Below are 12,250 nucleotides of genomic sequence, written 5' to 3' on the forward strand. Positions count from 1 at the left end.
TTGTGTAAGCAGAAAGGCGGTTGCAGATGAGGTATTTAGATCAGGCATTGGAGACATATGGAAAAAGCGATGTTTATCCATTTCATATGCCGGGACATAAAAGAAATCCGCTGCCTTTTCCGGAAGTATATGGGATAGATATTACCGAGATCGATGGATTTGATAATCTGCATCATGCAGAGGGCATTTTAAAAGAGGCACAACAGCGTGCGGCTGATCTGTATGGTTCTAAGCATTGTTATTATCTTGTCAATGGAAGCACCTGTGGGATTCTTGCGTCGATCTGTGCAGCAGTGGGAAAACGGGGAAAGATTCTTGTGGCAAGAAACAGTCATAAAGCGGTATATCATGCCCTGTTTTTGTCAGAGCTTGTTGCCGAATACCTTTATCCGGCAGTGACAGAATGTGGAATCCAGGGACAGATCACACCCCAGCAGGTAGAAGATGCGTTAAAAAGTGATCAGGAGATCGCAGCCGTTGTGATCACTTCGCCGACATATGAGGGAATTATCTCTGATATTGAAGGAATTGCCGGAATCGTGCATGCATATGGGATTCCGCTGATTGTAGATTCAGCACATGGAGCACATCTTGGATTTGGCGGGGAATTTCCGGAAAATGCGGTAAGACTTGGGGCGGATGCTGCAATCGAGAGCCTGCATAAGACACTGCCATCTTTTACACAGACAGCACTGCTTCATCTTAATTCAGACCGTATTTCCAGATCACGCATAGAAAAATATCTTGGAATCTATGAAACAAGTTCGCCTTCCTATATTCTTATGGCTGGAATGGATGCATGTATCCGCACCGTAAAAGAATGTGAAGCGGAACTATTTGACAATTACAGGCGAAAATTAAATGAATTTTATAAAAGCTGTGAAGATTTAAAAAAAATACATGTTATGACGGAGCAGGATTTATCGAAAGAAGAGGCATTTGCCTGGGATGATTCTAAGATCGTTATATTTGTCCGGGACAGCAGTAAAAGCGGTGAGTGGCTTTATAAAGAACTTCTTTTGAAATATCATCTTCAGCTTGAAATGGCGTCGGGAGATTATGCGCTTGCGATGACGAGTATCATGGATACGGATGAAGGATATCAGAGACTTTCTTCTGCATTGCATGAGATCGAGCAGTCGCTGTGTGGATCAGGAGAAAAAGAACAGAAATGCTGCATGCAAAAAGACTCGCCGGGCTGTGGTATGGAAGAAGCAAGTCAGGCACAAAAAGGAAACAGTTCTTTTGTAAAAGAGGTTTATCGTCCGAATCCATGCCGGGTGCAGATCTATGAAGCAGAGGAGGGAAAGATAGCAGAGGTTCCCTTTGATGAGGCGATAGATAAGGTGGCTGCAGATTTCATTTTTTTATATCCGCCGGGAATCCCGCTGATTGTTCCGGGAGAAATTATCACGGCAGAATTTATAGAAAGACTCCGCACCTGTATCCATTTGAAATTAAATTTACAGGGAAGTACAGATCTTTATGCAGAACGGATAAAGATTGTATATTTTTAAAGACTATATTATACTGATAAGGCAGGACAAATGGGAAAAATATATTACATGATGGGAAAAAGCTCATCTGGTAAAGATACTTTGTATGGGATGCTGATGAAAGATGGGACACTTAAGCTAAAGACTGTGGTTCCATATACGACGAGACCGATGCGTGCCGGTGAAGAAAATGGTGTATCATATTATTTCTGTGACGAAGATACGGTAGAAAAGCTCGCAGCAGAAGGAAAGATCATTGAACTGCGTGCATATCATACGGTTCATGGCATCTGGAAGTATTTCACCGTAGCAGATCATCAGGTCGATCTGGATCGTCAGAGTTATCTTATGATTGGAACATTAGAGTCTTATCTTAAGATTCGGGAATACTTTGGAATTAAGAAAGTTATTCCGATATATATAGAAGTAGAGGATGGTATGCGCTTACAGCGTGCACTTGACAGGGAGCGCAGGCAGGAAACTCCGAAATATGAGGAATTATGCCGTCGTTTTCTTGCAGATGAAAAAGATTTTTCCGAGGAAAAATTAAAAGAAGCGGGAATCACCAAAAGATTTTGCAATGAGTTATTAGACGAGACAAAAGAGCGGATTGCAGCGTATATCAGAGCACAGGAGCAGCATCAGGATGCATAGCGGAAAGTGTATGGCATCAGGTGCATGCCACAGAAATATCAGATAAAGTGTAGGGATTTTTTAGAGGAAGAAGGTGTAAACTTTGGATATTAACAAATTAAATCATGTAACAGAGGTTACACAGGTACCGGATACCAGCCAGAATGTACAGGGGGATGGTTCCTTTAAGTTTACACTTGCGAGTGCGATCACAGATGCAGATCTTCAGGCAAAAGTGGACATGCTTCTTTCTGATATTACAGCACAGGGTAATCGTATTGCACAGCATATGGATATCCGTGATATGAAGAAATACCGCGGTCTGATCCGTGAATTTATGAACGAAGTGGTATTCCGTTCCCACAAATTTTCCAGAGAGAACTTCCTTGACCGGAGAGGCCGTCACAGAGTGTACGGTCTGATCAAGCTGATCGATTCAAATCTGGACGAATTGGCACAGGAGCTGGTAAAGGATGAGAAAGACCATATCGCTATTTTAAGTAAGATCGGAGAGATAAGGGGATTGATATTAGATATCCTCACCTGATCTTTTGAAATGTGGATAAGAAAGATATTCTGCCCCGATCGGGTGGATAAAAGCGCGGCACATAGCGCAGATGATCCGGTAAAATAAACCGTAAAAATATGTGCAGAAACGAGGAATGATATGCCAGCATTTAAGGACATCGTTGGACATGAACAGATCATAGAGCACCTGCAGAATGCCATTACCATGGATAAAGTTTCACATGCTTATATATTAAACGGTCCGGACAAATCCGGAAAAATGATGATCGCGGAGGCATTTGCACAGACGCTGCAGTGTGAAGCAGTAAATAAAAAATTAGAGGAACTTGCAGGGGAAACAGAATCTGAAAGAATAGAGAGCAGATTTACGGCGGAGCCATGTATGGAATGTCATTCCTGTAAACAGGCAGCAGGCAAAAATCAGCCGGATATTATTTATGTCAGCCATGAAAAGCCGAATACGATCTCGGTAGACGATATCCGGACGCAGCTAAACAACGACATTGTGATCAAACCATACAGCAGTAAACATAAGATCTACATTGTGGATGAAGCGGAAAAAATGAACCAGCAGGCACAGAATGCGCTGTTAAAAACGATTGAAGAACCGCCTGCATATGCGGTGATCCTGCTTTTGACCACCAATGCGGAGAGCTTTCTTCCGACAATCTTATCGCGTTGTGTGACATTAAATTTAAAGGCAGTGCCGGATGAAAAGATCAAGAAATATCTGATGGCACATTATCAGATCCCGGACTATCAGGCAGATGTCTGTGTGGCATTTGCACAGGGAAATGTCGGAAAAGCGATCCAGCTTGCGGCATCAGATGATTTTAATGAGTTAAAAGCATCGGCGCTCCAGCTCATCAAGCGTCTGCACGATATCGATCTCTATGAGATGACAGAGGCGGTAAAGCAGATCAGTGAATACAAACTTAAGATCAACGATTACTTTGATCTTATGATGATCTGGTATCGTGATGTATTGTATTATAAAGCAACGAAGGATGTAAATGGCCTTATTTTCAAGGATGAGGTTTATGACATAAAAAGACAGGCAGAGCAGAGTTCCTATAATGGGATCGAGGAAATATTACAGGCATTATCAAAAGCACAGGTGCGTTTGAATGCAAATGTAAATTTTGATCTGGTGATCGAACTGCTTCTGCTGACCATAAAGGAGAATTAACATGATAAAAATAGTAGGAGTCCGTTTCCGGAATGCCGGTAAAATTTATTATTTCGGACCGGGAAATCTGGATCTGACCGCAGGAATGCACGTAATTGTGGAGACTGCACGCGGCATTGAGATGGGGACGGTTATGATCCCTGCAAGAGAAGTAAACGATGACAGTGTGATCCAGCCGTTAAAACCGGTTATCCGTATCGCAACGGAAGCAGATGAAAAGACAGCATTAAAAAACCGTGAAAAAGAGAAAGAAGCGTTTAAGATCTGTCTGGAAAAAATAGCAAAACATAAACTGGATATGAAACTTGTAGAAGCAGAGTATACGTTTGACAATAATAAACTGCTCTTTTATTTTACGGCGGACGGACGTATCGATTTCCGTGAACTGGTAAAAGATCTTGCGGCGGTTTTCCGCACGAGGATTGAACTTCGCCAGATCGGTGTCCGCGATGAGACAAAGATCATGGGCGGTATCGGAATCTGCGGAAGAGAGCTTTGCTGTCATTCCTATCTTTCCGAATTTGCACCGGTATCCATCAAAATGGCAAAAGAGCAGAATCTGTCCTTAAATCCGACCAAAATTTCCGGTGTATGCGGACGACTGATGTGCTGTCTGAAAAATGAAGAGGAAACTTACGAATATCTGAACAGCCGCCTGCCAAACGTTGGAGATTATGTGACAACGGATGATGGATTAAAAGGTGAGGTATCTTCTGTCAGTGTATTGCGCCAGATGGTAAAAGTACTCGTAGAAGTGGATGACGAAAAGGAAATCCGAGATTATTCTGTTGATCAGTTGAAATTTAAGCCGAAACGCAGAAAAGATCATGTCAAACTGACTGCACAGGAATTAAAAGAGCTTTCCGCATTAGAGGACAAGGGAGGAAAATCCAAAATTGACGATGCCAAATAATCTGGTTTATGAGCATGAGAGACTTGATGAACTGCATCGCAACGGCTACTTTATCATTCAGGATCCAAAACGTTTTTGTTTTGGAATGGATGCGGTTTTACTTTCCGGGTTTGCAAAGGCAAAAAAAGGGGAGCGTGTATTAGACCTTGGTACGGGAACGGGAATCATCCCGATCTTGATGGAGGCAAAGACGGAAGCTGAGGATTTTAAGGCACTTGAGATTCAGGAAGAAAGTGCAGATATGGCACGCCGCAGCGTGCGCTATAACCATCTTGAAGATAAGATTGAGATCGTGACCGGCGATATTAAGGAGGCATCTGCCATATTTGGAGGATCATCATTTGATGTGATAACCACAAATCCGCCGTATATGATCGGAACACATGGACAAAATTCACCGTCTGAGGCAAAAGCGATCGCAAGGCATGAAGTACTCTGTACACTGGATGATATCCTGCGCGAAACTGCCAAAATGCTGGTTCCGGGAGGCAGGTTTTATATGGTACACCGCCCATTCCGGCTTGCGGAGATCATGAGTAAAATGGTTGCGTACAAGATCGAACCCAAGCGCATGCAGCTTGTGTATCCGTTTGTGGATAAAGAACCGAATATGGTGCTGATCGAAGGACTGCGTGGCGGAAAATCAAGGCTTACCGTAGAAAAGCCGCTGATTGTTTATAAAGAACAGGGCGTGTATACAGATGAGATTTATGATATTTATGGGTATTAAGTGGATTATTTAAAACCATATTGTGTATAAAGCAGCAGAAAAATTATTTTGTGTGGAAAATGACAGGTATGAAACATAATCAGTATGTATTTGAGTGATTCAGAAAGGATAAATTAAAATATATGTTTAATGATATAAAGATAGGACCGGTTACATTTCATATGTACGGTCTTATGATCGCGATCGGTTTTGCAGCGGCACTGATGATGTGCTTAAAACGCGGAAAAAAGCGCGGATTGAATGAGGACATTATTTATGGAATATTCTTCTGTGCAATCTTCGGAGGAATGATCGGCTGCCGTCTGCTTTATTATATTGTGGAGATTCCGGAGATTTTAAAAGATCCGTCCATACTCTGGAATTTTAAAAATGGATATGTCGTTTATGGTGGAATCATAGGCGGAGCACTGACGAGTTTCATTTATTGCCGCGTCAAGAAAGAACGTTTTCTGCCGTATTTTGATCTTGTAATGCCTTCGGTATCATTTGCGCAGGGATTCGGGCGCCTCGGCTGCTTTTTTGCAGGCTGCTGTTATGGCAGGGAGACAGATTCGTGGTTTAGCATTACATTTACCCATTCCGATTTTGCACCAAACGGTGTGAAACTTCTGCCGACACAGCTCATGTCATCTGCAGGGGACTTTCTGATCTGTGGCCTTTTGCTTCTTTACGCAGGAAGAAAGCCGAAAGAAGGACAGGTGGCAGCAGGATATATGGTGCTTTACGGAATCGGAAGATTTATCATTGAGTTTTTCCGGAACGATTACCGGGGAAGCATCGGCATACTTTCCACGTCACAGATCATTTCCATCGGGGGTGTGGCAGCGGGAGTTGTGTTCTATCTGGTGATGGGGAAGAGAAAACAGGAAGCGTAAATTATAAAAACTTTATGATTTGTTCGGTTTACATCCGTAATCAGCTATGATAATTTAATAATAAGGTCATCCGGTGTGGAAAATGTGCCGGATGACCTTTTCTTTTGTACATTTCCGCCATCTGTCATTCAGAGAAGGATTGGGGGAAATATCTATGAAATCAGGGAAAAAAGTCATCCGGATGGCATTAGCCATCCTCTGCATGGTTTCCATGCTTTTTATTTCAGAGTATCAGAAAGTAGAAGTGTATGCGGCTTCAGGATATGGTTTTATTTTCTTAAGCGCATATGAAAAAACATTGAAAATCGGGGACACTTATTGTTTGTCCGTGATTGCATCCGGCAGTAAAAAGCCGACATTTACATCCAGTGATTCAAAGGTTGCATCAGTGAACACCTATGGGAAAATTACTGCCAAAAAGGCGGGAAGTGCGACGATCACTGCAAAAAGCAAAAATGCGGAGGCAAGCTGCAAGATCACGGTGACAAAGACGAAAGTCACGTTGAATCAGACCAGTCTGACCTTGGAAAACGGAGAGAGTGCTGTGCTTTCGGCAGCTTCTTCTACCGGACACAAGGTAACGTGGAAGTCGGCAAAGACAAGCATTGCATCGGTAAGTGAAAATGGAAAAGTAACAGCAAAGAAGCCGGGAACAACTACGGTTACTGCAAAGGTCGACGGTACGTCTGTGAATTGTAAAGTGACAGTAAAAAGTCCGACAGTTCGCCTGATGCCGTCTAAAATCTCGCTATACAGACGGGAAAAGTATAAATTGAAAGTTTCTTCCACATCAAAATCCACGCCAGTGTGGAAAACAAACAAAAAAAGTGTGGCGACTGTGGATGAAACAGGAAAAGTAACCGCGGTCAAACATGGAACGGCAGTCATTACTGTAACCGTAGATGGAGTCAGCAAAAATTGTGAAGTGACGGTCAGATCTCCAAAGATTACATTTGAGCAGACGACGATTACACTTCATCCGGGGGAACGTGCAAGAGTAAATGCGACGGTATCTTCCGGCAATCAGCCGGCGTATTCCTGCTCTAACTCCAATGTGGTGTCGGTAGATGCAAACGGGGTTATCACTGCGAAAGCAGCTGGCAGGTCTTATGTCTACGCCAGTGAGGATGGAACAAAGGAACGCATGACGGTGTATGTGAAAGAGAAGGAATAAAAGGTGCAGGGATTGTTGTATAGACAAAAACTGGAATAGGAACAAAAGCACAAAGTCAGGCATGGCATCAGATTGTGAAAGAAAATTGCTGCTGTTCACACAATAGGTGTGGACAACAGCAGGAAACAGATGGCGGGAAGTACAAAAGATAAATGGAAGTTGCATGTTTACACCAAAAATAAAATCCGCTAAAATATAGAAAATTACAGAATACAGATACAATTCACAACAATAGAATATTCGAAAAGCGCAGGCTATTATTTTTTATATCGGAGAAAGGCGGTAGTGAGGATGGAGGATATGACAGAAAAAGAACTGATCACGGTTTTAATTGATAAATATACAGATTTACAGCGCATCAAACGTGCAAACAATGGGGTGGAAAATCAGGAGTTGGAGTATCAGATCAAAGTGACGATTGCAAAGCTGGCATCTCTTGGAGTGTCTGTGGAGGATATTACGTTATGACAGAAAAAGAATGGCGCATGTTCAATGACATTCTTCTGGAAATCTATTATGCCGGAAGCCTGGAGACGTTTGGAGAAAGATGTTTAAAACTGATCCGTATATTGATTCCATATGCGCAGGGTTATTTTTTAGTGATAGATGAAGACGGCAGGTTAGACGTGGCGCATTCGGTATTTGAAAATGTGGATCCTGTCATGAAACGGAAATACTTAGATACTTATTTTGCAAAAGACTATCTGATGCAGATGTGCAATTTTACAAAATCAATGGCATACCGCGATACCGATCTTTTAACGGATGAGAAACGAAGAGCATCGGTGATTTACCGTGAGTATTTTAAACCCCAGAAATTAGATATGGGATGCGGGCTTATCATTATGAAAGAGGGAAAGACACGGGTATTTTTGAATCTGCTGCGGAAGTGTGGAGAACCGGACGTTACAGGGCATGAGATGGAAATTTTGCAGACATTTCTGCCTCATTTTGAAAAAAATGTTTTTGCCTATGCAAACCATTATGTTTCGGGTGCGGAAAATACCATAAAAAACAGGGAGGCAGATCTTCTTTCGGGGAGGGAACAGGAAATCGTGCAGCTTGTAAGAAAAGGATATTCCAATCAGGAAATCGCCAGACAGCTTCTGATCAGTGAGGCAACAGTAAAAAAACATCTGAGTAATATTTTTGAAAAACTGGGAATCAGCAGGCGGACACAGTTATTTTAAGGTAGAGGAAAAGAAGTATTGGTACATCGAAAGTAGTATGCAAATCAATCATTCTGCTGATTGTGAAAATATATACCTGCCGTTATAATTCATGACAACAGATTTGGAAAGAGGTGGTTGTTATGATAGCAGACAAAAGCGCACTACTGGTGATTGATGTGCAAAACCAGTTTGTAGAGGGGCTGCCGGAGGAGATGAAGGGTCTTTCGGTGGTTGAGAGTGTAAAACATGTGATTGAGGCATTTCGAAAGGCGGGCAGACCGATTATCTATTTTCGGGAGGTACACCGGAAAAATCTGGTGGATTTCGGAAGAGAACTTGACGGAGATGAGGATGTCCATGCAGTAGAAGAAACACGCGCAGCTGATTATTTTACCGGAATAGAACCGTTGCCGGAAGAATATCAGATAGTAAAAAGGCGTTACAGTGGTTTCTTTGGCACAGATCTGGAGATTTTATTAAAGGGACTTGGAATTGAGCATATCTATGCGGTTGGTTTGCTGACGGACGTCTGTGTACATTATACCTGTGCGGATGCACATCAGCATGATTATCATATTCATGTGGTACGTGAAGCAGTGGGAGGATCGTCTCTTGTGGCGCATGAGGCAGCCCTCGCAGCAATTGAATATTTACAGCATGGAGCAGTGATCAGTGAGAAAGAGGTGTGTGAATGATGAAGAAAAAAATGATTTCGATGGTACTTATTTTGACAATGGCAACAGGACTTATGACAGGATGTGGAAGTAACGAGACTGGAGAGACGGGGCAAAAAGAAACAGGTACAGCAGATACAACTGAAAATATAACTGTGACGATGGCGTCAAATCCGTTTGTGGGATTGGCGCCATTTTATGTTGCGATGGATAAAGGATTTTTTGAGAACTGTGGTCTGGATTTTTCCATGGTGGATTTTGATGATTCGAGTGCATCCTGCTCGGCACTGTTAGCAGGAAAAGTTGATCTTGCGTATACAACTTTGGATGCAGCGATCATTGCGGAGAGCCAGTATGAGGAAGATATGTTAGATGTAACGGCAATCGTGGACGAGTCTGCCGGAGCGGATGGAATCCTTGTCAAAAATGATATTAACAGTATTGCAGATCTGAAAGGAAAGACAGTCGGCGTGTCTATCAACCAGACGTCACATTATCTGCTGATGCAGGCACTTGAGACAGCAGGACTTACGGATGCGGATGTAGATCTTGTTAATATGACTTCCTCTGATGCCGGAGTATCCTTTATCAGTGGTGATCTGGATGCGGCAGTTACATGGGAGCCATATCTTAGCAATGCGGTAGAGCAGGGAGTAGGAAAACTGATCTTTTCAAGTAAAGATGCACCGGGTTCTATTGTAGATGTACTTGCTGTAGGAACAGACAATAAGGATGCAGCGTGGCTTGCACAGGTAAATGAGGCATATGAGAAAGGTCTGGATTATTTAAATGATGACAGCACACATGAAGAGGCAGTTGAGATAGTGGCAAAACATCTTGAAGTGAGTGCAGATGAAGCAGATTCCATGATTTCTACGATAAAACTTTATTCACCGGAGGATTCTTCTGCGGAATTAAAAGATGAAGGTCTTGTATATCAGGCAGTCGGGAAGATTTCCGGTTTCTATTTTGATAAAGGAATTATTGAGAAGCCAGTGGAACCGTCACACTTACTGGCAGAAGAATAATAGCAGGATCCGGCTGCTTTTAACGGATATTGTCGTATGATTTTTCCTGTGATAGAATTGGGGAAAATACGAGTTGGAATGAGCAGATATGGAAAACACATTAAAAGAAACAGAATGGCTGACCATCAATAAAGTGTTGCTGGAAATGTATGATATTACCGATATTGATCAATTTACGGAACGGGTGTTAAAAACTTACCGTATGTTGATCCCATATACGAAAGGATATTTTATTGTTTTTAATGAAGCAGGCGGCATTGAAAGCGAAAAATCGTCCTTTATTGAGATGGAGCCGGGAGTCTATGAAGAATATCTGGATTCTTATTATGAAAAAGACTACATGAAATATACATTTGAATTGTCTGAGCATACGATCACTTACCGTGATACCGATATTATGGAGGAGTCACTGCGGCAGAAAACAGAGTTTTATCAGGGATTTTTAAAACCGAATCATATCCCGTTTGGCGCGGGGATACTGCTTCGCAGATATGGAAAACCGATTGGTATTGTTAATTTTTTCCGAAGTGAACTTCTTGGGGATTTTTCGGACAAAGATATGTTTATCTTAGAAGTGCTAAAGGGGCACCTTTCCCATAAACTGGCAGGACTACTCAATGGAACAAAGCAGGCGGCAGGCGACAGGAATAAGATGCTTGCACATCTTGCGGCAGAATTTGAACTGTCAGAGCGGGAAAAAGAAGCGCTGACCTGTATGGACGGGGGAATGACAAATGCCCAGATCGCAGAGAATATGGGAATCAGTCTTTCTACGGTAAAAAAACATGTTTACCATATTTTTGAAAAAGTAGGGGTAGACACCAGAGCGCAGCTTCGTAATGTTTTAGAGACATATAACTCTACAAAGTTCTAAAAAAGTTCTAATTATACAGAAAAAAATGCATACAAAGTTCAATTGTCACATTATTTTTCCGATGCTACAATCAGTGCATAAGAAAACAGAAAGAGGAAATGCAAAGGTGCATAAAAAGCAGCCTTTGCGTTTCCTCTTTTTTGTACCCAAAATAAGCGTTTGATCAGCAGATTCAAAGAAAGGTGGAAATTATTATGAAGAAAATCTGGAGCAGGACATTAAGACCGGGAGAGAAATGGTCAGGAAATATTGGACGTGGAAAATATATTCATTTCAAGGCGCTCGGCGATGACGCAAATGTTTCCATGTTGATGTACAACATGTTAGATACTTCGGAGCGCTATAACATGCCGGATACGTTAAAAGCACAGTTTATTTCCTCCCTGACAAAAGGAAATGTGCTGATGAGCGATAACGGACGTGTGTTGGCCAGTATCGTGGAGGACAGCCTTGGATGGCATGATACGATCTCAGGATATACGACAAGGCTTCTCACCGATGAGAAATACGGAAAGACAACTTATCAGGAAATGAGAAATGACTGGCACCGTTGCGGAGAGGAAAACTTCAAAATGGAACTTGTCCGCAACAATATGAGTGCAAGAGATTTAGTTCCATGTGTGAATCTCTTCTCAAAAGTTTACATCGAGGAAGATGGCAGCATGCATTTTGAGGAAGGACACTGCAAAGAGGGCGCAACCGTAACACTCCGCACGGAGATGGATATGATCTTTATCGTATCAAACACGCCAAACCCGTTAGATCCTGCAAAAGAATTTCCTTCGGTTCCGGTTTCCATTGAAGTATATGATGCACCGGAAGTTGACCTAACAGATGAATGTGTCAATTATCGTCCGGAGAATTACAGAGCATTTGAAAATACATGGGAATATTACAACCTGCTGGGACGTTAAAAGGTAGAACGGAGCCAAATCAGTAAACAATCAGGCAGAGAAAATTGTTG

The 12,250-nt window shown here is 42.2% G+C and carries 14 protein-coding genes; all 14 read left to right on the plus strand.

The window, feature by feature from the left end; all coding sequences use genetic code 11:
* The first annotated feature begins 26 nt into the window (after positions 1-26).
* The 14 genes from H8S51_RS00865 to H8S51_RS00930 all read left to right on the plus strand — a co-directional run bounded on the left by H8S51_RS00865 (position 27) and on the right by H8S51_RS00930 (position 12,200).
* Entirely contained in the window at positions 27-1,517 is a 1,491-nt protein-coding gene (locus H8S51_RS00865) for an aminotransferase class I/II-fold pyridoxal phosphate-dependent enzyme (RefSeq protein ID WP_118209801.1), read from the plus strand.
* Positions 1,518-1,547: 30 nt separating this feature from the next.
* Positions 1,548-2,150, plus strand: coding sequence for a nucleoside/nucleotide kinase family protein (locus H8S51_RS00870; RefSeq protein WP_118209767.1), 603 nt, complete (start codon positions 1,548-1,550; stop codon positions 2,148-2,150).
* 82 nt (positions 2,151-2,232) lie between these two features.
* Positions 2,233-2,676 carry a YaaR family protein gene (locus H8S51_RS00875; RefSeq protein WP_117920556.1) on the plus strand — a complete coding sequence of 148 codons (444 nt, stop codon included), beginning with the start codon at positions 2,233-2,235 and terminating at the stop codon, positions 2,674-2,676.
* Positions 2,677-2,796: 120 nt separating this feature from the next.
* Complete coding sequence (locus tag H8S51_RS00880; protein ID WP_117920555.1) at positions 2,797-3,846, plus strand: DNA polymerase III subunit; 1,050 nt, start codon at positions 2,797-2,799, stop codon at positions 3,844-3,846.
* A gap of 1 nt (position 3,847) precedes the next feature.
* Positions 3,848-4,759: a PSP1 domain-containing protein gene (locus H8S51_RS00885; protein ID WP_117920553.1), complete on the plus strand. Its 912-nt coding sequence runs from the start codon at positions 3,848-3,850 to the stop codon at positions 4,757-4,759.
* Positions 4,749-5,489: a tRNA1(Val) (adenine(37)-N6)-methyltransferase gene (locus H8S51_RS00890; protein WP_186900530.1), complete on the plus strand. Its 741-nt coding sequence runs from the start codon at positions 4,749-4,751 to the stop codon at positions 5,487-5,489. The genes H8S51_RS00885 and H8S51_RS00890 overlap by 11 nt, the downstream gene beginning before the upstream one ends.
* A 122-nt stretch (positions 5,490-5,611) precedes the next feature.
* Positions 5,612-6,364 (plus strand): prolipoprotein diacylglyceryl transferase, encoded by a 753-nt coding sequence (lgt, locus tag H8S51_RS00895; protein ID WP_186900521.1) that lies wholly within the window; start codon positions 5,612-5,614, stop codon positions 6,362-6,364.
* Positions 6,365-6,518: 154 nt separating this feature from the next.
* Positions 6,519-7,538: an Ig-like domain-containing protein gene (locus tag H8S51_RS00900; RefSeq protein ID WP_186900520.1), complete on the plus strand. Its 1,020-nt coding sequence runs from the start codon at positions 6,519-6,521 to the stop codon at positions 7,536-7,538.
* Positions 7,539-7,838: 300 nt separating this feature from the next.
* On the plus strand, positions 7,839-8,006 hold the full coding sequence (locus tag H8S51_RS00905; protein ID WP_022111878.1) for a hypothetical protein: 168 nt from the start codon (positions 7,839-7,841) through the stop codon (positions 8,004-8,006).
* On the plus strand, positions 8,003-8,728 hold the full coding sequence (locus H8S51_RS00910) for a helix-turn-helix transcriptional regulator (RefSeq protein ID WP_186900519.1): 726 nt from the start codon (positions 8,003-8,005) through the stop codon (positions 8,726-8,728). Before H8S51_RS00905 ends, H8S51_RS00910 begins: the two co-directional genes overlap by 4 nt.
* 122 nt (positions 8,729-8,850) lie before the next feature.
* Positions 8,851-9,405, plus strand: a complete 555-nt coding sequence (locus H8S51_RS00915) for a cysteine hydrolase family protein (protein ID WP_186900518.1) — start codon at positions 8,851-8,853, stop codon at positions 9,403-9,405.
* The gene (locus H8S51_RS00920; protein ID WP_186900517.1) at positions 9,402-10,412 is read left to right on the plus strand and encodes an ABC transporter substrate-binding protein; all 1,011 of its coding nucleotides are present in this window, start codon (positions 9,402-9,404) and stop codon (positions 10,410-10,412) included. The genes H8S51_RS00915 and H8S51_RS00920 overlap by 4 nt, the downstream gene beginning before the upstream one ends.
* 88 nt (positions 10,413-10,500) lie before the next feature.
* The gene (locus H8S51_RS00925) at positions 10,501-11,286 is read left to right on the plus strand and encodes a helix-turn-helix domain-containing protein (protein ID WP_015561128.1); all 786 of its coding nucleotides are present in this window, start codon (positions 10,501-10,503) and stop codon (positions 11,284-11,286) included.
* A 194-nt stretch (positions 11,287-11,480) separates the two neighbouring features.
* Positions 11,481-12,200, plus strand: coding sequence for an urea amidolyase associated protein UAAP1 (locus H8S51_RS00930; protein ID WP_015561129.1), 720 nt, complete (start codon positions 11,481-11,483; stop codon positions 12,198-12,200).
* Positions 12,201-12,250 lie beyond the last annotated feature (50 nt).

This window comes from Roseburia rectibacter (assembly GCF_014287515.2).
GTDB classification, from domain to species: domain Bacteria; phylum Bacillota; class Clostridia; order Lachnospirales; family Lachnospiraceae; genus Roseburia; species Roseburia rectibacter.